Below are 23873 nucleotides of genomic sequence, written 5' to 3'. Positions count from 1 at the left end.
CCCTCCTGCCGAAAGGCCCCACCAGATGTCCACGACGGTCCTGCCCGACTCGGAGCGCATCGACCTGACGCACACGAAGGCCCCGACGATGTCGGGCCGTCCGCCAGGTCGCAAGCGCAAGACCCACTGGCTGCCCTACGCGCTCGTCGCGCCGGCCATCCTGTTCGAGCTGCTCATCCACATCGTCCCGATGCTCACCGGCATCTGGATCTCGTTCATCCAGCTCACCAAGTACTTCATCGCGAACTGGGGCGCCGCGCCCTTCGCCGGGTTCCGGAACTACCAGGTCGTGGTCGACTTCGACCAGGCGATCGGCCGCGGGGTCCTCAACTCGTTCCTCATCACGTGTGCCTTCACGGTCCTCGTGGTCGGGCTCTCCTGGACGTTCGGCATGGCCGCAGCCGTCGCGCTGCAGAAGCCGTTCGCCGGACGCGGGCTGTTCCGCACCCTGTTCCTCGTGCCGTACGCGCTGCCGATGTACGCCGGCGTCATCACCTGGAAGTTCATGTTCCAGCGGGACTCGGGGGCACTGAACCACCTGCTGGTCGACCAGCTCGGACTGTTCGGTGGCAACGCCCCGTTCTGGCTCATCGGCAACAACGCCTTCGTCGCGGTCGTCGTCGTGGCCATCTGGAAGACCTGGCCGTTCGCGTTCCTGATGCTGATGGCCGGCCTGCAGTCCGTGCCGAACGACGTGTACGAGGCCGCCTCGGTCGACGGCGCGAAGCCGTTCCGGCAGTGGCGCTCGATCACGCTGCCGATGGTCCGTCCGGTCAACGTGACGCTCGTGCTCGTGATGTTCCTGTGGACGTTCAACGACTTCAACACCCCGTTCGTGCTGTTCGGCTCGACCGCGCAGCCACCGGCCGCGGACCTGCTGAGCTTCCACATCTACAACGCGTCGTTCATCACCTGGAACTTCGGTTCCGGCGCCGCGATGAGCGTCCTGCTCCTGCTCTTCCTGCTCGTCGTCACCGGCATCTACCTCGCCGTGACCAACCGGAGGTCCGTCCGTGCGTGAGACAACTGGCGCCAAGTCCTTCAAGATCATCACCCTGGTCGTCCTGACGCTGTTCACGGTCGTGCCGCTCTACGTGATGATCACCACGGCCATCAAGCCCCTCGGCGACGTGCAGGACAACTTCACGTGGATCCCGTCACGGATCACCTTCCAGCCGTTCATCGACATGTGGTCGACGGTGCCGCTCGGCCGGTACTTCATCAACTCGCTCGTCGTGTGCACGGTGGCGACGGTGTTCTCGCTGATCATCGCGACGTTCGCCGCCTACGGTGTCTCGCGCTGGAACTTCAAGGGCAAGAGCACCTTCACCACCGCGGTGCTCTCCACCCAGATGTTCCCCGGCGTGCTGTTCCTGCTGCCGCTGTTCCTGATCTTCACGAACCTCGGCAACACCCTGGGGATCCAGCTCGTCGGGTCGTGGCTCGGGCTGATCATCACGTACCTGACGTTCACGCTCCCGTTCTCGATCTGGATGCTCGCCGGGTACTTCGAGACCATCCCGCGCGAGCTCGACGAGGCCGCGATGGTCGACGGTTCGGGTCCGATGGGTGCCCTGTTCCGGGTCATCCTGCCGTCGGCCCGTCCGGGTCTGGTGGCGGTCGGGATCTACTCGTTCATGACGGCCTGGGGTGAGGTCCTCTTCGCCTCGGTCATGACGAACGGGCTCGGTTCGACCCTGGCGGTCGGTCTGCAGCAGTACTCGACGCAGACGAACGTGTACTGGAACCAGGTCATGGCGGCGTCGCTCGTCGTGTCGATCCCGGTCGTGGCCGCGTTCCTCGTGGTCCAGCGCCAGTTCGTGGCCGGCCTGACCGCGGGTGCCGTGAAGTAGGCGGAGCCCCTTTCCGCAAAACACCGGTGTTCGCGCTCGACGCCCCCGCATCACGCGGTGCGCAGCGTGAACACCGGTGTTCTGCCGTTCCCCACCGACCCCGGCCACCCGACGACCGACAGGATGGAAGCATGAGCGACGAGACCCGGGGGCGGCAGCTGCTGCCCGGACAGACCAGCCGCGTGCACGTGTACGACGTCGGGTCACGGACCGCGCGGCTCGTGTTCGAGTCGGCAACGGTGCTCGTCGAAGCGCCGAACGTCCTGGACGCCGACACCCTGGTGCTGAACGGCGACGGCGACCTCTGGCTGCTGCGGTTGCCGTCGACCGACAGCGGCACCGTGCTCGACGAGACCGCGCTCGTGCCGGTGCCGATGGACGGCGTCGACGAGATCAACAACGACCACGTGCTCGACCCGTCCGGCACCTCGATCGTGGTGAGCGCCCGCGACGGCGAGCTGTACCGGGTCCCGTTGCCGGACGGCGGCCCCGCGACCCGGATCACCGACGTCGCCGCGGCCCTGCCGACCAAGCGGAAGTTCTACCTGCACGGCATCGCCCCGGACGGCAGCGCGCTCGCCGCGGTCGTGGGTGAGCTGTCCGAGGACGGCGTCTGGACGACCGACGTCGCGATGGTCGACCCCGCGACCGGTGAGCCGACGTTCGTCACGCGGGACGAGCACGCCGACGACGGCTGCACGATCACCGCCGACGGCACGCTGCTCTGGAACACCGAGCGCTTCACACCGGGGACCGCGCAGCTCGCGTCACTCCGGCCCGGCGCCGACGACCCCGTCCGGATCACGAACGACGAGCGGGTGAACTGGTTCCCGCACCTGTCGCCCGACGGCGCACACCTGCTGTCCCTGTCGTACGAGCCCGGCGTGCAGGGCCACCCGGCCGACCACCGCGTCGAGCTCCGGCTGCTGCCCGGCTCGCTCGTCCGCGGCGCCCGGATCGCCGTGCAGCCGGAGACCCTGGTAGCGCTCGACGGCGGGCAGGGGACGGTCAACGTGCCGCCGTGGGCGCCGGACTCGACGTGGTTCGCGTACTGCGACTACCCGGTGGCGCGGTAGCGGGAGCGCCGGGGGGATCGGCGGCGTCCTCACGCGCTGAGCGACAGTCCACGCGCTCCTGGAGGCGTGGACTGTCGCTCAGCGCGGAACGCGGACGGACGCCCCGCGCCTGCCCGCGCACCCGCCTGCCCCGCTAGACCTCGCACACCTGCCCCTGCTTGATGTGCAGGCGCCGCTCGGCCCGCTTCGCAACCCACGAGTCGTGCGTGACGATGACGACGGTCAGCCCGCGCTCCCGCCACTGCTTCTCGATGAGCGCCATGATCTCGTCGCGGGTCGACTCGTCGAGCGCACCCGTCGGCTCGTCGGCGAGCAGCACGCTCGGGTTCTTCACCAGCGCCCGGGCGATCGCCACCCGCTGCTGCTGTCCGCCGGAGAGCTCGGCCGGCAGGTGCTCCATCCGCTCACCCAGCCCGACCTCGCGGAGGGCAGCCACCGCACGCTCGCGGACCTCGGTCCGGGACCGGTTCGCGAGCGACCCCGCGAACGCCGTCTCGACGTTCTCGAGCGCCGTCAGCGTCGGTATCAGGTTGAAGCTCTGGAACACGAAGCCGATCTCGGTCGCGCGCAGGTCGGTCAGCGCGCCGTCGCCGAGCTTCGCCACGTCGCGGTCGCCACCGAGGTGGATCGACCCGGCACTCGGCCGGTCGAGCGCTCCGAGCATCTGCAGCAGCGTCGACTTCCCGCCGCCGGTCGGCCCCTGGACGGCCACGAGCTGCCCCTGCGGGATCGTCAGGTGGACGTTCGTCAGGGCGGTGACGGTCCGGTTCTTCTGCTGGTAGGTCTTGCTGACGTTCGTCAGCCGGTACATCGGACTGGAGGCACGGCGCGCCTCCGCCTCGCCGGTCGCGGTGTCGGTGCTGGTCACGGGTGCTCCTGTCGTCGGTTCGGTCGTGTCGGTGCGGCCGGGCATCAGGCCACGCTCCGGAGCGCTTCGGCCGGACGGAGCCGGCTCGCACGCCAGCCGCCGAGCGCGCCGGCGATGAGCCCGCCGAGGATCGCCAGGCCGATCGCCAGCAGGATCACCTCGACGGTCACCGGGGCGTGCAGCACCACGTCGGTCGTCGACGCGGTGCTCGCGCCGCCGCCGAAGCCACCGGCCGGTGCACCGCCCGTCGTGCCGCTGCCCGCGGCCGCGGTCGCTGCGCCGCCGGGCATGCCACCGCCGCCACCGGCACCCCCGCCGGTCGTGCTCGAGGCGCTCGCCGAGATCGTCGGGCTGATGACGTTCAGCACGAGGATGCCGATCAGGCCGGCCGCAGCGCCGAGCACGCCGCCGATCAGGCCCTGCACCAGGGACTCGCCCGCCACCTGTCGGGTGATGCGGCCGTTCGACCAGCCGATCGCCTTGAGGGTCCCGAACTCGCGGGTGCGGCGGGTCACGCCGGAGATCGTGAAGAGGATCGCGATGAGGAACGCCGCGGCGAGCACGACGATCGACAGCCACGTGCCGAGGTTCGAGACCAGGCTCGACGCGGTGCTGAGCGACCCGGACACGCTCGAGGCCAGGTCGGCCTCGGTGGAGACGGTGGCACTCGGCAGCTTCGCCTGCAGTGCGGACTTGATGGTGCTGACGTCGGACGACGACTCGGCGGAGACGGAGATCGAGGTGACCTTGCCGTCGAGGTCGGCGAGCGCCTGCGCGGTGTCGAGCGGGATGTAGGTGTTCGAGCCCGTGGTCGAGGCCGAACCGGTGGAGCTGACGATGCCGATGACGGTGAAGTCCGTGCCGCCGATGTCGACGGTGTCGCCGACCGCCTTCGACTCGCTCTTCGCGTACGACGCATCGAGCACGACGACGTCCTTTCCCGCGTCCTCCGCGGCGAAGGTGCGCCCCTTCGTGAGCTCGGTGCTCGTGAGCGGACCGACCGTCGCGCCGGACACCGGGATGCCGGTCACCGTGAACGAGTCGACGCTGAACGACCCACCGCCGAACCCGCCGCCAACGCCGGTGTCCCCGCTCGGTGGGCCCTGCTGGGTCGTGCTGTCGCTGCTGGAGTCGCTGCTGCCGTCCGTGCTGCTGTCGTCGGTCGACTGCTGCTGGACCTGGCCGGAGAACGTGCTGTTCTCGAGGGTCAGGACACCCGTCGCGGCCTCGACGCCGTCGGTGCTCGTGATCGTCGACAGGTTCGCGGCGTCCAGGGTGCTCGTGCCGCGCGCGACCGCGAGCCGCGACTGCGACAGGTCGGTCGAACCGCTGTCGTCGTCGCTGTCGCCCCGGCTGCCGAAGTCGAAGCTCGGACGCCCGCCGTTCGTCGACGCCGTCGCGGTCTTGGTGACGGTGATGTCGGTGCCGACGCCGTAGACGGACTGCAGGACGCTCGACTGCGCTGCCTGCACGCCACCCGAGATCGACGACACGATCACCACGAGGGCGATGGCCAGGGCCATCCCGATCGCGATGATGACCGTCTGCTTCTTGCGGTTCGTGAGTTCGCGCCTGAGGTAGGTCAGGAACATGGTTCTCCTCGGTGGTGGCCGGCTGGGGTCACCGGCCGCGCAGAGCACGCGGCGGGGCCGACGGAGGAGAACCTAGGCAGCGTGGTTGTGGCGGTCACTGCTGCTTCCGATGAACCGCGTAAGCACCCCCGGCAAAGGATGACACGTGATATTCTGGATGCGTGGCGATCGTGCGGAGTGGGGTGTTCAGCATCGCCGCGACCGCTTTCCGGGCCTCCGTGCAGATCGTCTCGAACGTCGTCGTGGCACGCGTCTTGGGGCCGGACGCCTACGGGGTCGCCGCGGCGGTGCTCGCGCTCGGTGTCGTCCTCGAGCTGGTCCGCAACAGCGGGTTCGCTGCGGTCGTCCTGCGTTCGGGTGCGCTCCCGGCGGACGTCCACGTCGCACTCCACCGGGCGAGCTCCCTGACTGGGATCCTGCTGGGGGCCCTCGTCGCCGCCGCAGGTCTCCTCGTCCTCCGGGCGCTGCCGTCGTCGCCGTCCGGCGGGCTGCTCCTGGCGATCGCAGTGGCCTTCCCGCTCGCCGGCCTCGTCGCCGTCCCGATCGCCTCGATGGTGCGCCAGCACGAGATGGGACGGGTCGCACTCGTCGAGTCGATCGCCGTGGTGCTCGGTTCCACCCTGTCGATCGGTCTCGCGCTCGTCGGCGCCGGACCCGTCGCGATGGTGGCGCAGGTGGTGGCCCTGTGGATCGTGATCACGGTCGGCGTCGTCGTCCTGCGCCGCGTGCCCCGCGGCACGGCAGCACCGTGGCGTTCGGTCCGCACCATGGCCGCGCTCGCGCGGGACGTGTCCTTGGTCCAGCTGGTCTCGCTCGTCGCCAGGGCAGGGGACCGCGTGCTGGTGGCGGCGCTCTTCGGCCCGGCGGCGTCCGGCTTGTGGGTCCAGGCCGTGCAGCTGATGACCTTGCCGCTGGACCAGATCGGGGCGGCTGTCCAACGGATCGCGGTCCCGGCGATGGCGGGCGTCGACGCCGTGGTGCTCCGTGAGCGGTTCCGGCGACTCGTCGGCACGGTGACGCTCCTGGCGTGGCCGGTCCTCGCCGTGCTCGGGGTGCTCGCCGGCCCGATCGTCCACCTGCTGTTCGGTGACGACTGGCTCGGCTCCGCGGCACTCCTGCCGTTCCTCGTCGTCGCGGGCGGGGCGCAGGCGCTCGGGTTCGCGGCCGTCTGGTACTTCATCGCCAGTGGCCGCGCCGGGCGACAGGTCCGTTGGGCGCTGGTCACCCAGCCGGTCCTCGTCGGCGCCCTCGTCGTCGGCACCGTCTGGGGGCCGCAGGGCATGGCTGCCGCGTACGCGGTGGCCTGCTCCGGGCTCGTGGTGCCGGCCTTCCTGGTGGCGACGAAGGGATCCGGTCTGCGGTTGCGCGACCTCGGACTCCCGGTCCTCCCCGCGGCCGCGGCCACGAGCGCCGCGGTCCTCGTGTCGGCCGTGGTCCGAAGCGGGTTCGGTGCTGATCCGATCGGCTCCGTGCTCGTGCCGGGCATCCTGGCAGCACTGGCGGCACTGCTCGTCGCCCTCGTCTTCCCCGACGTCCGATCGGCCCTGCCCCGTCGGCGCCGACGACCTCCCCGTCCCCGTCCCAGGAAGGCGCTCGCCCGTGGCCCGGTTCCCTGATCCCGTCCCCCCGGTCCCACCCGTGCGGACGGCTGTCATCCCCGCCGCCGGTCGCGGCACCCGACTCGGTCGTCTGACGCAAGCGATCCCGAAGGAGCTGCTGCCACTCGGCGACCGGCCGACGCTGGACATCGTGGTCGACGAACTGATCGGCGCCGGGATCGAGCGCATCGTCCTCGTCACCCGGCCGGACAAGACGGCCTTGAACGACTACGTCACGGACGTCCTCCGGCCGGACGCCCGAGCCCGGGGTGTCGAGTTGGAGACCTGTCTCCAGACTGCCGGGCCGGGCAACGGGGGAGCGATCCTGTCGGCTGCGACCCGCGTGCGCGATGAGTCCTTCCTCGTGCTCTGGGGTGACGAGGTCGTCTTCGGTGAGAACCGCAGCGCCGTCGTGCTCGACCGTCACCGCAGGACCGGACTGCCCGTCATCGCTGTCGTGCGTGCTCCGCGTGCGGCGCTCCGACGCTGCGGTGTCGCTCGTGTGGACGCCAGCGGGAGGGTCGTCGAACTCGTCGAGAAGCCGGTCGACCCGCCCGTCGACGGGCTCGCTTCGGTCGGTGGGTACGTGGTCACGCCAGCGGTGCTCGGAGCGCTGCGCGCCGTGGCCCCCGCGGCCGACGGGGAGCTCTACCTCAGTGCTGCGCTCGGCGCGCTCGCACTCGACGGGGGCGTGCAGGCCGCACGGATCCACGGCGACTGGCACGAGACCGGGTCGATCGACGGCTACACGACCGCGTTCGCCGCAGCGGTTGCCTCCCGCCGTTGATATTTCGCATGTGTAATGGGTATGCTGGTCGTCGACACCGAACGAAGGACAGCCATGCTCACCACCACAGCCCCTGACCTGCGGGCCGCCGCGCAGATCGTCGAGGCGTACTCCGTCCAGGTCGACCGGTTCGCCCGTCGGTTCCCCGTCGACGAGATCGCGCGCATCGCGGCCGTGCTCGTCGACGCCCACCGCGACGGACGCTCGGTCTTCGTCTTCGGCAACGGGGCCTGCGCGGCGTTGGCGAGCCACATGGCGGCCGACCTCGCGAAGAGCCTGGCTCCGTCCCGTCAGGCCGACCCGCTCGCTCCGGTCGCCGAGCGGCTGCGGATCCTCGCCCTGACCGACAACGCCGCAATGATGACCGCCGTCGGCAACGACTTCGACTACGACGACGTCTTCCTCGAGCAGCTGCGGGTCCTCATGCGCACCGGGGACGTCGTGTTCGGGCTCAGCGCCTCCGGGGGATCCGCCAACGTGCTGCGCGCGCTCGACTTCGCCCGCGACCGCGGCGCCGTCACGCTCGCCTTCACCGGGGCGATGCAGGGACTCCCGCCGATCCTCGACCTCGTCGACGTCGCCGCCGTGGTGCCGTCGTGTGACATCGACGTCATCGAGGACTTCCACGTCGCGTACCACCACGCGCTCACCCGTGCCTTCGTCGCCGGCGTCCAGGTCGCCCGCTCGTGATCATCGCCCGCTCCCCGCTCCGCGTCTCCTTCTTCGGTGGGGGCAGCGACCTCCCCGCGTACTTCTCCGAGCAGCCCGGGTGCGTGGTCAGCACCACGATCGACCTGGCCGTCGAGACCGTCGTCCGCCCCCGTGCACGTGGTGGGATCCGCGTCGTGACCGACGGCGTGCAGACGGCGGACTCCCCGGCAGCCATCGAGCACGACTTCGTGCGCGAAGCCCTGCTGCACGACACCCCGGCGGTCCCGGTCGACGTCTCGATCCACTCCGACGTCCGGAGCTCCGGGACCGGCCTCGGCACCTCCGGCGCGGTCGTCACCAGCCTGGTGGCGGCGTTGGCGGCACTCCGCGGTGCCGACCTCGAGCCGAGCGCGCTCGCCGCCACGGCCAGTGAGATCGAGATGATCCGCTGCGCGCGTCCGGTGGGCCTGCAGGACCAGACCGCGTCCGCCCACGGGGGACTCCGTCGCTACGACTTCGGCACCGACGGCTCGACGGTCGCGACGCCCATCGACATGCCGGAGCGTGCCAGGCAGGACCTCGAATCGTCGCTCGTGCTGGTCGACACCCTGATCGGGCGGGACGCCGGACAGCAACTCGGCCGCCAGTCCCGCACGATGTCGCGGCCGGGCGGAGCGCGGGACCGCGTGACACGGATGGTGGAGCTCGCCCGGGTGATGGGCGACGAGCTCGCCGCCGGTCGCACCGACTCGTTCGGCCCGGCCCTGCACGAGGCATGGACGCTCAAGGCCGCGGTGCTCGGAACGACGGCGAGCCCCGTCGTCGAGCTGTACGAGCACGGACGCACGCTCGGGGCCACCGGCGGGAAACTGCTCGGTGCCGGCGGAGGCGGGCACATGCTGTTCGTCGTGCCCCCGTCCGAGCGTGCTGCGTTCGTCCGGGCCCTCGGCCCCGAACGCGTCGTCCCGTTCGCCTTCTCGGAGACCGGGACCCGTGTCCGCGTCGCGTGACCGCCACCGGTCGTTGGAACGGCTCTCCGAACGGCCGCTCGACGGCGTCGATGCACTGTTCCTCGACCGGGACGGTGTGCTCATCGTCGACCACGGACACGTCGGGTCGCTCGACCGCACCGAGCTCGTCCCCGACGCCATCGAATCGGCTGCTGCGGCCTGGCACGACGGCATCCCGGTGGTCGTCGTGACGAACCAGAGCGGCATCGCCCGGGGCTGGTACGACTGGTCCGGCTTCGACACCGTGAACGGGCGCATCCGCCGAGCCATGCAGTCCCACGGCGCGGACGTCGACGTGATCGTCGGGAGTGCTCGACTGCCCGGTGACCCGGACCCGTGGCGGAAGCCCGGACCCGGCATGGTCCTCGCGGCGGCAGCGACGTTCGGCATCCGGCTCGCCGGGTCCTGGATCGTCGGTGACCGTCCGTCCGACCTCGCCTGTGGTCGGACCGCCGGGCTCGCCGGCGGTGTCCTCGTCGGCGACCTCCACGCCACGGGGGTGACCCCCGCCGCCGGGATCACCACGGCGGCCACGATGATCGGCGCGACGGCCGGACGACGGGAACCCGCACGATGAGCGGCGTCGCACCCCAGCCCACGGTCGGCGTGGTCATCCCGGTCGGACAGCGCACCACTGTCGAGCTCGGCCCCCAGTTCGCAGCGCTCGCCCGGCAGACGTGGACCGGACCCGTCGAGATCGTGGTCAGTTGCAACGGTGAACCCCGTCACCTGGTCGATGCGCGGATCGCTGCAGAGGAGTGGCCGCGCGGCTGGACGGTCCGCTCCATCGACTCGTCCGCGATCCGAGGCGCTGCCCCGGCGCGGAACGCCGGTTGGCGGGCACTCCGCTCCGACATCGTGCTGTTCTGCGACGCTGACGACGTCGTCGCGGACACCTGGATCGCGGGGATGGTGCGCGGGCTGGCCGATGCCGGTGTCTGCACAGGTCCGCTGCTGCACGACGCGCTCAACGAGCCGTGGATGTGGGAAGCGCCCGAGCAGGCGTGGCCGATCGTGCGGTTCGGGCACCTCCCGCACACGTCCGCAGCCAACCTCGGCATGCGGCGCACCGTCCTCGAGGCCACCGGGGGCTTCGACACGTCGCTCGGTGCCGCCGAGGACATCGACCTGGCATGGCGTGCGACCTACCTCGGGTTCCCGACCCACTTCGAACCGTCCGCATCGGTGCAGTACCGACTCCGCCGGGGCACCCGGGAGCTGTTCCGGAACAACCGGCACTACGCGCGCTGGGACCGTGTCCTCGTCGACAAGCACCGAGCGCACGGCGCCGCCTGGCGTCCCCGCGAGGTCCTCCGTCACCTCCTGGCGACCGGATGGGCGCTCGTGGGCGCACCGTTCGGCCGACGGCGACGACGTGCTGCGGCGATCCGCCTCGGGACGGTCGCCGGCTGGGTGGAGCGGTTCACCGGCCGACGCCCCACCTCCACCTAGGACGGTCAGCCGACGTCGCCGTACTGCTGGCGCAGGTGTTCGGCGTACCCGCCCGGGGTCCTGCCGGCGAAGCGCCCGCTCGTCACCACCGGCAGTTCGACGGTCGCGTCCACGCGGAACCCGAGTGCTCGGGCCCGGGTGACCAGGCGGGCGTCCTCGTGTTCGGGGACGGGGTCGAACCCGCCGAGCGTGACGTACGCCGCGGCGAGCACGCCGAGGTTGGCGCCGTGCACGTGACCGAGCGCGGCGCCCGGCGGGTGCGCCCGCGTCCACCGGTCGATCACCGCGGGCGCCAGGTCGTCCGGGTCCGGGACGACGGCGCCGACGAGCACCTGCGCGCCGGATTCCAGTGCGTCGGACTGCTGGACGAGCCACCGCTCGTGCACGCGCGAATCGGCGTCGGTGTGCGCGAGCCACCGAGCCACCGGGTCGCCGTCGTGCGCTCGCAGCGCGTGCGTCGCCCCGATGGACCGTGCCCGACCGACCCCGACACGGTCCGTGGTCAGGACGTCGACCGGGTACCGATCGACCACGGCAGCGGTGTCGTCCGTGCAACCGTCCAGCACCACCGTGATCGCCGCGTCGACCCCGGGCCGCTCCGTGGCGAGCCGGTCGACCGCCACCAGGAGCGATCCGAGGCACGCGGCGATCCGGTCGGCCTCGTCGTGCGCCGGGACGACCACGTCGATGCGCGGTCGGTGGTGGGGTCCGGTCACCGGACGATCCCCTCGGCCCGGGCCACCGAGGTGACCGCCGGGCCGGGCAGCACGCTCAGCACGAAGTCCGCTTCCACGTGCCGGAGCAGGGCGGGACGCGGCCAGCGTTCGGTCAGCCGCGCGTCCACCGCGTCGCCGCTCGACACGGCCTCGTCGTCGGGGTGCCGCCAGTGACAGGCGACGAGCACGCCGTCGTCGTCGAGCGAGGTGAGCACGCGGTCGATCGTGGCGTCGAGGTCGGCCGGGGACAGGTAGTACCCGACCTCGGACATCACCACCAGGTCCCAGCGGCCCTCCGGCCACTCGGACGGCAGGGCCGCCTGCACGAACCGCGCGGTCGGGGCACGGCGGGCGGCACGCTCGAGCGGTGCCGCCGAGATGTCGGTGCCGAGCACGTCGTCCGCGCGTTCGGCCAGGGCGGCGGTCAGGACGCCGGTCGCACAACCGAGCTCGAGCGCCGAGCGGAAACGCGGGCGGGGGAGCGCCGCCAGTGTCACGGCCCGCTTGCGCTGCTCGTACCAGGACCCGTCGAAGTCCCACCCCTCGGGCTTCCGGTCGTAGTGCGCGTCGAACGACTCGCGAGACCGCGACGCGGCGGACTCCGGCACGAAGAACCACTCGGTCGTCCGCAGGTGGTGTGCGGCGTGCCGGTCGTCGACGATCGCCTCGTCGCCGACCGCGGGCGAGAGCGGCCGGGTCTGCGACGGGTAGGCATCGAGGGCGGCGCGCTTCCGGGCGACGAGGTCCTCGGTCAGCGGCAGCGCTCGAGCGCGGTCCCACGGGGCGACGGTGTGCTCCGGCTCGTCCCAGTGCCACGCCCAGATCGGGTACGCGAGCAGGTCGACGTCGGGGGCGCTCGCCGCGGCGGCCTCGGTGACCTCGCCGGCGATGCGGTGGTCACGGTGCCCGTCTCCAGGCCACGGTGCGACGAGGAGCACCGGGTGCGCGGCCGCGGCCAGCGCCTGGTCGACGGCCTCCGTCACGCGGTCGCGGTGTTCGCGGGTCGTGCCGTCCGGGATCCCGACCGAGGTCGACGTGACGTCGGGGTGCAGGACGCGCACGGCCGCAACGAACTCCGCGTCGCGTGCGGCGGCGAGCGCCTCCGCGGTCGTCGTGGGGGAGTCCGGGTGGGAGCGCTCGCCGCGGGTGAGGAGCAGCACGTGCACGGGGGTGCCAGCCTGCGCAGCCGCCGCGATCAGGCCACCGGCACCGAGGGTCTCGTCGTCGGGGTGCGGTGCGACGACGAGCACGGACCCGGTGTCGGCCAGGTCGATCGCCGGTGCGTCCACGCCGTCGAGGAACCGTGTCCACGCCGCCGGGTCGGTCCCCGGTTCGCGGTGGTCGAAGTTCACCACGCGACACCGCCGCGCTCGAGCACCATCCGGCCGATGCGGGCGAGGTCGCGTGCACCGTGGTCCTGCAGGACGTAGAGCTCGAGGTCGGCGACCCGCGCGGCGACGGCGGCATCGGCGGTCAGCGGTGCCGGGCCGATCGTCGCGACCACCCGTTCGCGCACCGCGTCGACCGACCGGCGCACCCGCGATCGCACCGTCTGGGCGAGCAGCCGCCAGTCGGTGTCGTCGGAGGCCGGGTCGGAGCCGTCGATCCGGGCAGCGGCGTCGGCGAGGGCGTCCTCGGCGTCGGCGAGGTCGGCGACGGTGGCACCGAGGGCCGCCTGCAGCAGCTCGGACTCCGGGTGCGCGGCCGCGGCGTCGCGGAGCACCCGTGCGAGCCCGACCGCACCGCCCCACCAGCAGGCCGCGACGCCGATGCCGCCCCACGCGAAGCCCGGACGCTCCAGGTACCAGCCGGGGGCGCCGACGGGTCGTGCCCGGACACCGTCGAAGTCGACCGGTCCGCTCGGCACGTCGGGCATGCCGCGTGCGACCCAGGCCTCGTCGTGCACGGTGACGCCCGGCTGTCGCAGGTCCACGGCGACCAGGACGCGTTCGTCACCCAGGTGCGCGGTGACCAGGGCGTGCGAGAGCGTCGAGGCGAGCGAGCACCACGGCTTCCTGCCGTGGAGCAGGACCGTGCCGTCGTCCTGTGGTGCGGCGTCGAGCCGCAGCCCCAGGCCCTCGGCGGCGAAGACGCCCCAGGTGGAACCGTCCGGGGCGTCGACCCCGGCCTGCGCCAGGATCCCGAGGGCGTCCAGGTGCGGTTCGACGGTGCGGGCAGTGGCGACGTCCGCTGCGGCGACCGCGGCGAGCGTGCCGAAGAAGCCGCCGGCCGTGCCGGCGGACAGGGGCGGGGTGGCGGCGGCGACCGCCTGCGCGACCGCCAGGCGGTCCGTCGGTGTCGAGCCGGGCCTCCCGGTCGTCCGTTCGATCCGCGCGGTTTCCAGGTGCCGGGCCGACGACGGCCAGGCTGCAGATCGCAACATGCTCCCAACGTACGGAGCGTCGGGCCGTGGACGTGTCCTCGATCCACAGAACGCACTGGGCTGGGCCACAGACGACTCATAGGAACTTCTCGATACTCGAAGACGTGACCATCTCCCAGCCCGCAGCAGCCCCGCGCCTCACACGTGCCGACGGAACCCCGTTGCGCATCCTGGTCGTCGACGACGAAGCCAGCCTCACCGACCTGTTGTCCATGGCGCTGCGGTACGAGGGCTGGGACGTGAAGAGCGCGAACGGCGGGCAGGACGCCCTGACGACCGCGCGGGAGTTCAAGCCCGACGCGATGGTGCTCGACGTGATGATGCCCGACCTCGACGGGCTGCAGGTGCTGAGCCGGCTGCGGCAGAACAACGACGACACCCCGGTGCTGTTCCTCACCGCCAAGGACTCCGTCGAGGACCGGGTCACCGGACTCACCGCCGGTGGTGACGACTACGTCACGAAGCCGTTCTCCCTGGAAGAGGTCGTGGCGCGTCTGCGCGGGCTCATCCGCCGCTCGCAGATCTCGATCTCCGAGGCCGGAGACTCGCGCATCGTCGTCGGCGACCTGGTGCTCGACGAGGAGTCGTACGAGGTGCACCGCGCCGGCCGGCCGATCGAACTGACGGCCACCGAGTTCGAACTCCTTCGCTTCCTGATGCGGAACCCCCGTCGCGTGCTCTCGAAGGCGCAGATCCTGGACCGTGTGTGGTCGTACGACTTCGGCGGCAAGTCCTCGGTCGTCGAGATCTACATCTCCTACCTGCGCAAGAAGATCGACGCCGGCGAGACGCCGATGATCCACACGGTGCGCGGCGTCGGGTACGTCATCAAGCCGACCTCGTGACCCTGCGGCGTCGGCTCGTCCTGAGCATCGTCGCCCTCGTCGTCGCCGTGAGTGCGGTGATCGGGGCGGGGAGCATCATCGCGTTGTTCTCGATCCAGCGCTCCGCGATCGACGAGCAGCTGCAGTTCGCCACGAACCGTGCGCAGCGATCCGTCGAGCAGCAGGGCGGGAGCGGCCCGGGTCTGGACATCGGCCGCCCGTCCGGACAAGCGTCCGGGACCCTGACGGTCTACTTCCTCAACGGGGACGTCATCGTCGGGAGCGTGCTGGACAACGCCGGGGGGATCGAGCGTCTCTCGGCGCCGGTGGTCGCGCCGCTCGGCGGGGTGCACGTCGACGGGCGTCCACACACCATCGACCTCGGCGGTGACCTCGGTCGCTACCGGGTGACCGCGGCGACCGTCGGGCCTGCCGTGCTCGTGGTCGGCCTGCCGATGGCACCCGTCTACGAGAGCGTCTGGAAGCTCCTGGGGGTCGTGCTGGTCGTCACCGGACTCGCACTCCTCGCCGCCTCACTGGTCGCCGCCCTCGTGGTCCGGCGTTCCCTGCGGCCGCTCGACCGCGTCGCCGAGACCGCCTCGACCGTCGCGCGCATGCCGCTCGACCGCAGTGACGCCCTCGACGGTGTCCGTGTGCCGGACACCGACCCCCGCACCGAGGTCGGCCGGGTCGGCAGCGCCTTCAACCGGATGCTCGGGCACATCGGCAGTGCGATGCAGGCGCGGGAACGCTCGGAGCAGAAGGTGCGGCAGTTCGTCGCCGACGCCTCGCACGAGCTCCGGACCCCGCTCGCCTCGGTGCGCGGGTACGCCGAGCTCACCCGGCGCATGGGCGGCGACCTGCCGAAGGACGTCGTCTACGCGATGAGCCGCATCGAGTCCGAGTCCATCCGGATGACCTCGATGGTGGAGGACCTGCTGCTCCTCGCCCGACTCGACGAGGGCCGCGAGATCCAGTTCGCCGAGGTCGACCTGACCGGCCTGGTGCTCGACGCCGTGAACGACGCCCACGCTGCCTCACCCGAACACCCCATCGAGGTCGACGTCCCACCGGAGCCGGTCACCATCACGGGGGACGCCGCACGCCTGCACCAGGTCATCGTCAACCTCGTCACGAACGCCCGGACCCACACGCCCGAGGGCACCCGCATCACGGTCGGGCTCGCCCCGGTCGACGGCGGCGTGGACCTGACCGTGCGCGACACCGGCCAGGGCATCGACCCGGAGTTCCTGCCGAAGCTGTTCGAGCGGTTCGCCCGTGCCGACAGCTCGCGCTCCCGCACGGTCGGGTCGACCGGGCTCGGGCTCGCCATCGTCGCCGCGGTCGTGCAGGCGCACGGCGGGCGGGTCGAGGTCACGAGCGAGCCCGGGGACACGGTGTTCACGGTGCACCTGCCGCGCGACCCCGCTGCGGCTGCTGCCGCGGCGGGGTCGGTCGCGTCGTCGTCGTCGGCCGAGCCGGCCGAGGGGGCCGGGTCCGCCGACTGGTCGGCGACGCCCGCTGCGGTGGACCGCACCCACTGACGGAGGGGAGGCGCGGGGCGGGCCCGCACCGCGCCTCCCGACCGCTGTTTGGTCTCGTCCACGGCATCTGCTACTGTTCTCGAAGCCAAAGACCGCCGGATGTCGTGCTGCTTGCAACGTGTTTGTGAACATCGTGACCGAAGGTCCTCACTCGTGAGGCATCCCGCGCAGGTGTTCCGAACCACTCCCACCATCTGGTGAGAGCAGCTCCGAGCCTCTGCGCCGGAGCTTTTTTCGTTCGTGGACCTGGGGCTGCCGGCAAGACCCCCAAGGAGAACCATGGCGAACAAGGAAGCTGCGGTCGCCGAGCTCACGGAGTCCTTCCGTAGCTCGAACGCCGTTCTGCTCACCGAGTACCGCGGTCTCACGGTCGCGCAGCTCAAGGAGCTCCGCAACTCGATCCGTGAGCACGCCACGTACGCCGTGGTGAAGAACACGCTGACCAAGATCGCGGCGAACAACGCCGGCATCTCGTCGTTCGACGACGAACTCGCCGGTCCGTCCGCTCTCGCCTTCGTCCACGGTGACACCGTCGCCGTCGCGAAGTCGCTGCGTGCATTCGCCAAGGCGAACCCCGAGCTCGTGGTGAAGGGCGGTTACTTCGACGGTAACCCGCTCACCGCGACCGAGGTGGACAAGCTCGCCGACCTCGAGTCCCGTGAAGTGCTGCTCGGCAAGCTCGCCGGCGCACTCAAGGCCTCGCTGTTCGGTGCTGCGTACCTGTTCCAGGCACCCCTCTCGCAGGCCGTCCGCACCGTGGACGCCCTTCGCGAGAAGCAGGAGTCCGCGGCCTGATCAGGCTCGCGTTCATCAACCACACGTACTAGCTAGTAGTAGGAGAAAATCATGGCGAAGCTTTCGCAGGACGAGCTCATCGAGGCCTTCAAGGAGCTCACGCTCATCGAGCTCTCGGACTTCGTGAAGAAGTTCGAAGAGGTCTTCGAGGTCACCGCTGCTGCCCCGGCCGCTGCTGCCGCTCCGGCCGCCGCTGCCCCGGCCGAGGCCGCTGAGGAGAAGACCGAGTTCGACGTCATCCTCAAGTCCGCTGGTGACAAGAAGATCCAGGTCATCAAGGAGGTCCGTGGCCTGACGTCGCTCGGCCTCGGTGAGGCCAAGGCGCTCGTCGAGACCGCCGACGCCAAGATCCTCGAGGGTGCGAACAAGGAGACCGCCGACAAGGCGAAGGCGACCCTCGAGGCCGCTGGCGCCACGATCGAGCTCGCGTAGTCTCGACCGTTCCGGTCACGAAGGCCGCTGCCCCTCGGGGTGGCGGCCTTCGTCGTGTGCGGGGTGGGGGCTGTCTGCGGCACCTTTCGCCGAGACTCGGCTGAGCGGACACTTTGCCAGCCGCTGGAGCGGGAAGTTGTCCGTTGAGCCGAGACTCGATTGTCGCCGATGCTGCTCACGGAGTGATCAACACCCCGTGCGAACGGAGCAGCGCACGGAACCGGTCGAGGCTCTCGAGGTGCCACCAGGTCACTCGGATGACGGACCGAACTTCTCGGTGGGTACGGATGCGGTCCTCCCGGCGCTTCTCCTGCCAGAGGACCTCGCTGGGATCGCGACCTGCGAGCATCTCGCGGTCGACGTACTTCTGCTTGCCATCGAACTCGACGACGACTCCGGCGTCGGGCAACCAGAAGTCGACTCGGTCACGGAACCCGTTCGTGATGAACTCATGCTGCGGGTGGATGTTGGTCACTCCCAGTTGCACGAGTCGGATCGAAGAGTAGGACTCACCGGGTGACTCGTGTGCCGGATCGAGCGCGGTGGCGACGAGCCGAGCCCTCCGGCCACCGCGCGATGCGGGCGGCGGCAGGTGCTCCTCGAACACTTTCCTGTCGATCGCCTTCATGCGCACTGCATGGTCGATGGCCACGGCGGCGACCGCCGGGTCGCACGTTCGCGCGACGGCCACCGCCGTTCCGAGCGCATCGACCACAGGGACGCCGTCGAATCGACTGGGGCCGAGGCACAGGCCAGCGGGGTCGATGCCGTGTCGAATGAGCCCGACCCGGTGTTCGACACCGACCAGCGTCCAGTCGACGACGTGGATCCGCTCCGGAGCCGGTCCGATCAACGGCCAGCCATGGATGAGTGCAGCCGTGACGTGGGAGAACGCGCTGGTCGGACTCAGGTCAGGAGCGAGAGCCCAAGCCATGGCGAGGTGCTTGTCCGACGTGTCGAGTGCATCCCACACCCGCTTGTCGAGGTAGACACCCGCACGGAGCCGGATGACTCGCCCAGCGGCATGGAGCCGTCGGAGTTGTCGTGCTCGCGATGGATCCGACCGCTCGGCGCGGAGGAGATCGGGGCGTGTCCGGTGAAGCTGCATGATGCGAGTGTGCGGACTCGGATGTGCGCTGTGTGCCCTCCGGCGGGATCTGTGGAGAGCGCAGGTGCACGACTGTCCCGAGGGATGTGCCGAGTCTCGTCTGGGCAGACACTCTCGCGCTTTCGTGAGCCGTAGAGAGTCCGCTTGGCCGAGACTCGTCGCGGGCGGGGCGGGGCGGGGCGGGGCGCGGCCGCGGCGGGGCAGCGGGGCGCGTCAGCGCAGCGTGCTGTGGCGGCGGCCGTAGGCCAGGTAGAGCAGGGCGCCGGCGACCATCCAGATGCCGAACGCGATCCAGGTGGTGGCGCCGAGGAACACCGCGAGCAGCACGCAGCTCAGGGCGCCGAGGATCGGGACGACGGGGAACAGCGGCACCCGGTACGAGCGCTCCAGGTCGGGCTGCGAGCGACGGAGCACGATGACGGAGACGTTCACCAGGGCGAAGGCGACCAGGGTCCCGATGCTCGTGGCGTCGGCGAGCTCCCCGAGGGGCACGAGCGCGGCGACGATCGTCACGGCGATGCCGATGATCAGCGTGTTCGCGATCGGGGTGCCGGTGCGGCGGGAGACCCGGCCGAAGACCTTCGGAACCAGGCCGTCGCGGGACATCGTGAGCAGGATGCGGGTCTGGCCGTACAGGACGGTGAGCACGACACTGGCGATGGCGACGACCGCCCCGATCGAGAACACGAGGGCGACGAGCGGCTGCCCCGTGACGTCGACCACGATGCGGACGAGCGACGCCTCGGACGACGAGAACGCCGTCCACGAGCGGGCCCCGATGGCGGCGATCGCGACCAGGATGTACAGCGCCGTGATGAGCGCGATGGAGCCGATGATCGCCCGTGGCAGGTCACGGCGGGGGTTCTTCGCCTCTTCACCTGCGGTCGAGGCCGCGTCGAAGCCGATGTACGAGAAGAACAGCCGTGACGCCGCTGCGGTGACCCCGGCGGCGCCCATCGGTGCGAGCGGCTCGAAGTTCTGCGCCCGGAACGCCGTGAACGCCACGACGACGAAGAAGACCAGCAGGGCGATCTTCACGACCACCATGACCGTGTTCACCCAGGCGCTCTCGCGGGCTCCTGGCAGCAGCACGACGGTGGCGAGCAGGACCAGGACCGCGGCGGGCAGGTTGACCACGCCGCCGTCGACCGGGGGAGCGGCGAGCGCGGTGGGCAGGTGCAGCCCGAACACGCGGAGGGTCTCGTCGACGTACTCGCTGGCACCCACGGCGACCGCGGCCACCGAGACGGCGTACTCGAGCACCAGGCACCAGCCGCAGATCCAGGCGATGCCCTCGCCCATCGTGGCGTAGGTGTACGAGTAGCTGGACCCCGAGGTCGGGACGGCACCGGCCATCTCGGCGTACGACAGCGCCGAGAGCAGCGCGGCGATCCCCGCGACGACGAACGAGATCCAGACCGCGGGACCGGCGAGCGGGACCGCGGTACCGAGGACGACCAGGATGCCGGTGCCGAGCGTGGCCCCGACGCTGATCATCGTCAGCTGCCAGACCCCGAGCGACCGACGGAGCGGTTCACCGTTCACCCCGCGGGAGGCTTCGGCCTGCAGCTGCTCGATCGGCTTGCGGCGGGCGAGCTGCGCCCCCAGGGACGTGGGACGTGACGGCGCGGACGACATGGGACCTCGGTGGTGCGGGGACGGGGACGGCACATGCTCGCACGCCCCCTGAACGGGGTCAAATACTGCGGTGCTGTGGAGAGGACGGTCGATGTCCGAGCGCGGGGCTACGGTGGCTCCATGAGCATGGGACACAGCGGGCGGGGTGGTGGTCCGCGCGGGAGCGGACGCATCTCGAGCGGTGACTTCCGCGCGCAGAAGGCCGCCAACGCCGAGGCGCCGAAGATCCCGCACCTGGTCCGTCGCATCGCCGCGCTCTTCGAGCCGCACCGCCGGGCGATCGGGCTCACGATCGTCCTCGTGCTGGTCGGCGCGGCCATCTCGGTCGTGCCACCGCTGCTCACCCAGCAGGCGTTCGACCGCGGGCTGTTCCCGCCGTCCGGCCGCCCCGACGTCCCGGTGCTGGTCGAGCTCGTGTCCGCCATGGTCCTGCTCTGGATCGCAAGCGCCGGGGTCGGCGTGTGGCAGACGTACCTGACCGCGACCGTCGGCAACAAGGTCATGGGTGCGATGCGGATGCGCCTGTTCGCGCACCTGCAGCGGATGGAACTCGCGTTCTTCACCCGAACCAAGACCGGCGTCATCCAGTCGCGCCTGCAGAACGACGTCGGTGGTGTGGCGAGCGTGCTGAACAACACGATCTCGTCGGTGCTCGGCAACACCGTGACCGTGATCGCCGCCGTGGTCGCGATGCTGCTGCTGAGCTGGCAGATGACGCTCGTCGCGGTCGTCCTGCTCCCGCTGCTCGTCATCGCGCAGCGCCGGGTCGGGCAGGTGCGAGCGCGGATCGCCGGGCAGACGCAGGAATCGCTGTCCGACATGACGGCCATCACGCAAGAGGCCCTGAGCGTCTCCGGCATCCTGCTCGCGAAGAGCTTCAACCAGCAGGCCAGCGAGACCCGCCGCTACGGGGACGAGAACCGCAACCAGATCACCCTGCAGGTTCGGCAGCAGATGTCGGGGCAGTGGTTCTTCGCCATCGTGCAGATCTTCCTGTCGATCATCCCGGCGATCATCTACGTCGTCGCCGCGTACCTGATCATCGGCGACGTCCCGATCACGGCCGGCACGATCGTCGCGTTCACGACGGTGCAGTCCCGCCTGCTGTTCCCGACGGTCGGGCTGTTGCGCGTGGTCCTCGACCTGCAGACCTCCGGTGCGCTCTTCGCCCGCATCTTCGAGTACTTCGACCTCGAGCCGGCCATCACGGACTCGCCGACCGCGCAGCCCGTGGACGAGTCGAAGGTCGGCCACGTCGCCTTCGAGGACGTCGTCTTCACCTACCCCGACGGTGAAGCCGACAAGCCGACCCTGCGCGGGGTGTCGTTCGAGCTCCACCCCGGGCAGTTCGCCGCCTTCGTCGGGCCCTCCGGCGCCGGCAAGACGACGGTGTCCTATCTGGTGCCCCGGCTGTACGAGGCCACCGAGGGGTCCGTGCGGTTCGCCGGCCAGGACGTCCGCGACCTGGTGCACGAGGACCTCATGCGGCACGTCGGCATCGTCAGCCAGGAGACGTACCTGTTCCACGCCACGATCGGCGAGAACCTGCGGTACGCCAAGCCCGACGCCACCGACGACGAGCTCGAGCGAGCGGCCCGCGCGGCGAACATCCACGACACGATCGCGTCGTTCCCGGACGGCTACGACACCGTCGTGGGGGAGCGCGGCTACCGGCTGTCCGGTGGCGAGAAGCAGCGCATTGCCATCGCCCGGGTCATGCTCAAGGACCCGCCGGTGCTCGTCCTCGACGAGGCCACCAGTGCGCTCGACTCCATCTCCGAACACGTCGTGCAGACGGCCCTCGACACCGCGGCGGCCGGTCGGACCACCATCTCGATCGCGCACCGGCTCTCCACGATCCGCGACGCCGACGTCATCTTCGTCCTCGACCACGGCCGGATCGTCGAGCAGGGCACGCACGACGAACTCCTGGCCCTCGACGGCACGTACGCGCAGCTGCACCGGCAGCAGAACACGACGGCGGACGTCGTCCGCCCCTGACGGCGGTGGGCCGGACCGGGGGCCGGACAGGAGGCCCGGGGCGGCGTCCGCACGGGCCTCCCGTCCGCCGCGCAGCGCGACCAGGCCGGGCGACCGGCGAGGCGATCAGGATGCGTTGTCCGCGCACGACACATCCCAGCGCGACGCGGGGACCGCGTCCTAGACTCCATGCCGTGCGTTACGCGAACTCCGTCGTCGACCTGGTCGGCGACACCCCGCTCGTCAAGCTCAACCGGGTGACCGAGGGGGTGCGGGCGACCATCCTGGTGAAGGTCGAGTACCTGAACCCCGGTGGGTCGTCGAAGGACCGCATCGCCACCCGGATCATCGACGCGGCCGAGGCGTCCGGCGACCTGCGTCCCGGCGGCACCATCGTCGAACCGACCTCCGGCAACACCGGCGTCGGCCTGGCCCTGGTCGCACAGCAGCGCGGCTACCGGTGCGTGTTCGTGCTGCCCGACAAGGTCGGCGAGGACAAGCGCAACGTCCTGACGGCGTACGGCGCCGAGATCGTCGTCACCCCGACCGCGGTCGCGCCCGACGACCCCGAGTCCTACTACTCGGTGTCGGACCGGCTCGTGCAGGAGATCCCGGGCGCCTACAAGCCGAACCAGTACGCCAACCCGAACGGCCCTCGCAGCCACTACGAGACCACCGGTCCGGAGATCTGGCGCGACACCGAGGGGCAGATCACCCACTTCGTCGCGGGCGTCGGTACCGGCGGCACGATCTCGGGCACCGGACGGTACTTGAAGGAGGCGTCCGGCGGCGGCGTCCGCATCGTCGGGGCCGACCCCGAGGGCTCCGTGTACTCCGGCGGTACCGGTCGTCCGTACCTGGTCGAGGGCGTCGGCGAGGACTTCTGGCCGAGCGCCTACGACGCCGGCGTGCCGGACGAGATCATCGCCGTGTCGGACGCCGACTCCTTCGCGATGACCCGTCGTCTGGCGCGTGAAGAAGGACTGCTCGTCGGCGGGTCGAGCGGCATGGCCGTCGTCGCGGCACTCCGCGCGGCCCGTGACCTGACCGAGGACGACGTCGTGGTGGTGCTGCTGCCGGACGGCGGACGTGGGTACCTCGGCAAGATCTTCAACGACCGGTGGATGCGCTCGTACGGGTTCGCCGAGACCGACGACGAGCGCACCGTCGGCTCGCTCATCGCCGGCAAGGACGGCCGCCTGCCCGACCTGGTGCACGCGCACCCGACGGACACCGTGCGCGACGTCGTCGACATCATGACCACGTACGGCGTCTCGCAGATGCCCGTGCTCAACGCGGAGCCGCCCGTCGTCATCGGCGAGGTCGTCGGTGCCGTCGAGGAGAAGGCACTGCTCGAGCAGGTGTTCACCGGTACCGCGAAGATGTCGGACGCCCTGTCGGACTTCGTCGGCGACCCGCTGCCGCTCATCGGCGTCGGCGAGTCGGTGTCAGCGGCTCGTCGTGCGCTCGAGTCGGCCGACGCGCTCCTCGTCGTCGCGGACGGCAAACCCGTCACCGTGCTGACCCGGCACGACCTCCTCACCTACCTCTCCGAGTAAGGAACCA

At 70.8% G+C, this 23873-nt stretch carries 22 protein-coding genes; 15 read left to right on the top strand and 7 right to left on the bottom strand.

All coding sequences use genetic code 11. The annotated features are described in order from the left end of the window. The first annotated feature begins 25 nt into the window (after positions 1-25). The 3 genes from ACL00U_RS11840 (at position 26) to ACL00U_RS11830 (ending at position 2929) form a co-directional block, all read left to right on the top strand. Complete coding sequence (locus ACL00U_RS11840; protein ID WP_017888646.1) at positions 26-1021, top strand: carbohydrate ABC transporter permease; 996 nt, start codon at positions 26-28, stop codon at positions 1019-1021. Beyond that, entirely contained in the window at positions 1014-1853 is an 840-nt protein-coding gene (locus ACL00U_RS11835) for a carbohydrate ABC transporter permease (RefSeq protein ID WP_017888647.1), read from the top strand. The genes ACL00U_RS11840 and ACL00U_RS11835 overlap by 8 nt, the downstream gene beginning before the upstream one ends. Positions 1854-1984: 131 nt before the next feature. Continuing rightward, entirely contained in the window at positions 1985-2929 is a 945-nt protein-coding gene (locus ACL00U_RS11830) for a TolB family protein (protein ID WP_412873432.1), read from the top strand. A gap of 133 nt (positions 2930-3062) precedes the next feature. Here the strand turns inward: ACL00U_RS11830 and ACL00U_RS11825 are convergent, their stop codons facing one another. Next, positions 3063-3740 (bottom strand): ABC transporter ATP-binding protein, encoded by a 678-nt coding sequence (locus tag ACL00U_RS11825; protein ID WP_031260507.1) that lies wholly within the window; start codon positions 3738-3740, stop codon positions 3063-3065. Positions 3741-3841: 101 nt separating this feature from the next. Beyond that, positions 3842-5389, bottom strand: a complete 1548-nt coding sequence (locus ACL00U_RS11820; protein WP_412873431.1) for an ABC transporter permease — start codon at positions 5387-5389, stop codon at positions 3842-3844. 161 nt (positions 5390-5550) lie between these two features. Here ACL00U_RS11820 and ACL00U_RS11815 point away from each other — a divergent pair, with 161 nt between their 5' ends. From ACL00U_RS11815 to ACL00U_RS11790, 6 genes are read left to right on the top strand one after another with little or no spacing between them, the layout of a single operon-like run. Continuing rightward, positions 5551-7005, top strand: coding sequence for an oligosaccharide flippase family protein (locus ACL00U_RS11815; protein ID WP_412873430.1), 1455 nt, complete (start codon positions 5551-5553; stop codon positions 7003-7005). A 22-nt stretch (positions 7006-7027) separates the two neighbouring features. Beyond that, on the top strand, positions 7028-7774 hold the full coding sequence (locus ACL00U_RS11810; protein ID WP_412873429.1) for a sugar phosphate nucleotidyltransferase: 747 nt from the start codon (positions 7028-7030) through the stop codon (positions 7772-7774). Positions 7775-7828: 54 nt separating this feature from the next. After that, the gene (locus ACL00U_RS11805) at positions 7829-8464 is read left to right on the top strand and encodes a D-sedoheptulose-7-phosphate isomerase (protein WP_017888653.1); all 636 of its coding nucleotides are present in this window, start codon (positions 7829-7831) and stop codon (positions 8462-8464) included. Beyond that, positions 8461-9435, top strand: coding sequence for a hypothetical protein (locus ACL00U_RS11800; RefSeq protein ID WP_017888654.1), 975 nt, complete (start codon positions 8461-8463; stop codon positions 9433-9435). The genes ACL00U_RS11805 and ACL00U_RS11800 overlap by 4 nt, the downstream gene beginning before the upstream one ends. Next, positions 9419-10012, top strand: a complete 594-nt coding sequence (locus tag ACL00U_RS11795) for a D-glycero-alpha-D-manno-heptose-1,7-bisphosphate 7-phosphatase (protein ID WP_071251875.1) — start codon at positions 9419-9421, stop codon at positions 10010-10012. Before ACL00U_RS11800 ends, ACL00U_RS11795 begins: the two co-directional genes overlap by 17 nt. Further along, on the top strand, positions 10009-10887 hold the full coding sequence (locus ACL00U_RS11790; protein ID WP_140448988.1) for a glycosyltransferase family 2 protein: 879 nt from the start codon (positions 10009-10011) through the stop codon (positions 10885-10887). Before ACL00U_RS11795 ends, ACL00U_RS11790 begins: the two co-directional genes overlap by 4 nt. Before the next feature lie 5 nt (positions 10888-10892). Here the strand turns inward: ACL00U_RS11790 and ACL00U_RS11785 are convergent, their stop codons facing one another. From ACL00U_RS11785 to ACL00U_RS11775, 3 genes are read right to left on the bottom strand one after another with little or no spacing between them, the layout of a single operon-like run. Next, positions 10893-11603 (bottom strand): glycosyltransferase, encoded by a 711-nt coding sequence (locus ACL00U_RS11785; RefSeq protein WP_042541096.1) that lies wholly within the window; start codon positions 11601-11603, stop codon positions 10893-10895. Continuing rightward, a complete protein-coding gene (locus ACL00U_RS11780; RefSeq protein ID WP_140448987.1) occupies positions 11600-12958 on the bottom strand; it encodes a PIG-L family deacetylase in 1359 nt (452 codons plus the stop codon). Before ACL00U_RS11780 ends, ACL00U_RS11785 begins: the two co-directional genes overlap by 4 nt. After that, complete coding sequence (locus ACL00U_RS11775; protein WP_056070689.1) at positions 12952-13986, bottom strand: acyl-CoA dehydrogenase family protein; 1035 nt, start codon at positions 13984-13986, stop codon at positions 12952-12954. Before ACL00U_RS11775 ends, ACL00U_RS11780 begins: the two co-directional genes overlap by 7 nt. 104 nt (positions 13987-14090) lie before the next feature. On the opposite strand from ACL00U_RS11775, the gene ACL00U_RS11770 reads away from it, so the two are divergent. The 4 genes from ACL00U_RS11770 (at position 14091) to rplL (ending at position 17581) form a co-directional block, all read left to right on the top strand. After that, the gene (locus ACL00U_RS11770) at positions 14091-14831 is read left to right on the top strand and encodes a response regulator transcription factor (protein WP_017888661.1); all 741 of its coding nucleotides are present in this window, start codon (positions 14091-14093) and stop codon (positions 14829-14831) included. After that, entirely contained in the window at positions 14828-16354 is a 1527-nt protein-coding gene (locus tag ACL00U_RS11765; RefSeq protein ID WP_214584940.1) for a sensor histidine kinase, read from the top strand. Before ACL00U_RS11770 ends, ACL00U_RS11765 begins: the two co-directional genes overlap by 4 nt. Before the next feature lie 279 nt (positions 16355-16633). After that, positions 16634-17149 carry a 50S ribosomal protein L10 gene (rplJ, locus tag ACL00U_RS11760; RefSeq protein ID WP_017888663.1) on the top strand — a complete coding sequence of 172 codons (516 nt, stop codon included), beginning with the start codon at positions 16634-16636 and terminating at the stop codon, positions 17147-17149. Positions 17150-17200: 51 nt separating this feature from the next. Further along, a complete protein-coding gene (gene rplL, locus ACL00U_RS11755) occupies positions 17201-17581 on the top strand; it encodes a 50S ribosomal protein L7/L12 (protein ID WP_017888664.1) in 381 nt (126 codons plus the stop codon). A gap of 175 nt (positions 17582-17756) precedes the next feature. Here rplL and ACL00U_RS11750 read toward each other — a convergent pair whose 3' ends face one another. Together ACL00U_RS11750 and ACL00U_RS11745 are read right to left on the bottom strand one after the other, a co-directional pair. Beyond that, complete coding sequence (locus ACL00U_RS11750; RefSeq protein WP_194589762.1) at positions 17757-18515, bottom strand: hypothetical protein; 759 nt, start codon at positions 18513-18515, stop codon at positions 17757-17759. A gap of 387 nt (positions 18516-18902) precedes the next feature. After that, on the bottom strand, positions 18903-20327 hold the full coding sequence (locus ACL00U_RS11745) for an amino acid permease (protein ID WP_056070694.1): 1425 nt from the start codon (positions 20325-20327) through the stop codon (positions 18903-18905). 126 nt (positions 20328-20453) lie between these two features. Here ACL00U_RS11745 and ACL00U_RS11740 point away from each other — a divergent pair, with 126 nt between their 5' ends. Then, the gene (locus tag ACL00U_RS11740; protein ID WP_017888667.1) at positions 20454-22328 is read left to right on the top strand and encodes an ABC transporter ATP-binding protein; all 1875 of its coding nucleotides are present in this window, start codon (positions 20454-20456) and stop codon (positions 22326-22328) included. A 173-nt stretch (positions 22329-22501) separates the two neighbouring features. After that, a complete protein-coding gene (locus ACL00U_RS11735; protein ID WP_259493969.1) occupies positions 22502-23866 on the top strand; it encodes a cystathionine beta-synthase in 1365 nt (454 codons plus the stop codon). The last annotated feature ends 7 nt before the right edge of the window (positions 23867-23873 follow it).

Origin of the sequence: Curtobacterium poinsettiae, from assembly GCF_047226435.1 — a bacterium.
Classification (GTDB): Bacteria; Actinomycetota; Actinomycetes; order Actinomycetales; family Microbacteriaceae; genus Curtobacterium; species Curtobacterium poinsettiae.
This window is presented reverse-complemented; position numbering and strand designations above follow the sequence as displayed.

Excerpts from the sequence above, each read along its gene's own strand:
- ACL00U_RS11840 (WP_017888646.1), top strand. The coding sequence starts at position 26 with ATGTCCACGACGGTCCTGCCCGACTCGGAGCGCATCGACCTGACGCAC.
- ACL00U_RS11830 (WP_412873432.1), top strand. The coding sequence starts at position 1,985 with ATGAGCGACGAGACCCGGGGGCGGCAGCTGCTGCCCGGACAGACCAGC.
- ACL00U_RS11825 (WP_031260507.1), bottom strand. The coding sequence starts at position 3,740 with ATGTACCGGCTGACGAACGTCAGCAAGACCTACCAGCAGAAGAACCGG.
- ACL00U_RS11820 (WP_412873431.1), bottom strand. The coding sequence starts at position 5,389 with ATGTTCCTGACCTACCTCAGGCGCGAACTCACGAACCGCAAGAAGCAG.
- ACL00U_RS11805 (WP_017888653.1), top strand. The coding sequence starts at position 7,829 with ATGCTCACCACCACAGCCCCTGACCTGCGGGCCGCCGCGCAGATCGTC.
- ACL00U_RS11790 (WP_140448988.1), top strand. The coding sequence starts at position 10,009 with ATGAGCGGCGTCGCACCCCAGCCCACGGTCGGCGTGGTCATCCCGGTC.
- ACL00U_RS11775 (WP_056070689.1), bottom strand. The coding sequence starts at position 13,986 with ATGTTGCGATCTGCAGCCTGGCCGTCGTCGGCCCGGCACCTGGAAACC.
- rplJ (WP_017888663.1), top strand. The coding sequence starts at position 16,634 with ATGGCGAACAAGGAAGCTGCGGTCGCCGAGCTCACGGAGTCCTTCCGT.
- rplL (WP_017888664.1), top strand. The coding sequence starts at position 17,201 with ATGGCGAAGCTTTCGCAGGACGAGCTCATCGAGGCCTTCAAGGAGCTC.
- ACL00U_RS11750 (WP_194589762.1), bottom strand. The coding sequence starts at position 18,515 with ATGGCTTGGGCTCTCGCTCCTGACCTGAGTCCGACCAGCGCGTTCTCC.
- ACL00U_RS11745 (WP_056070694.1), bottom strand. The coding sequence starts at position 20,327 with ATGTCGTCCGCGCCGTCACGTCCCACGTCCCTGGGGGCGCAGCTCGCC.
- ACL00U_RS11740 (WP_017888667.1), top strand. The coding sequence starts at position 20,454 with ATGGGACACAGCGGGCGGGGTGGTGGTCCGCGCGGGAGCGGACGCATC.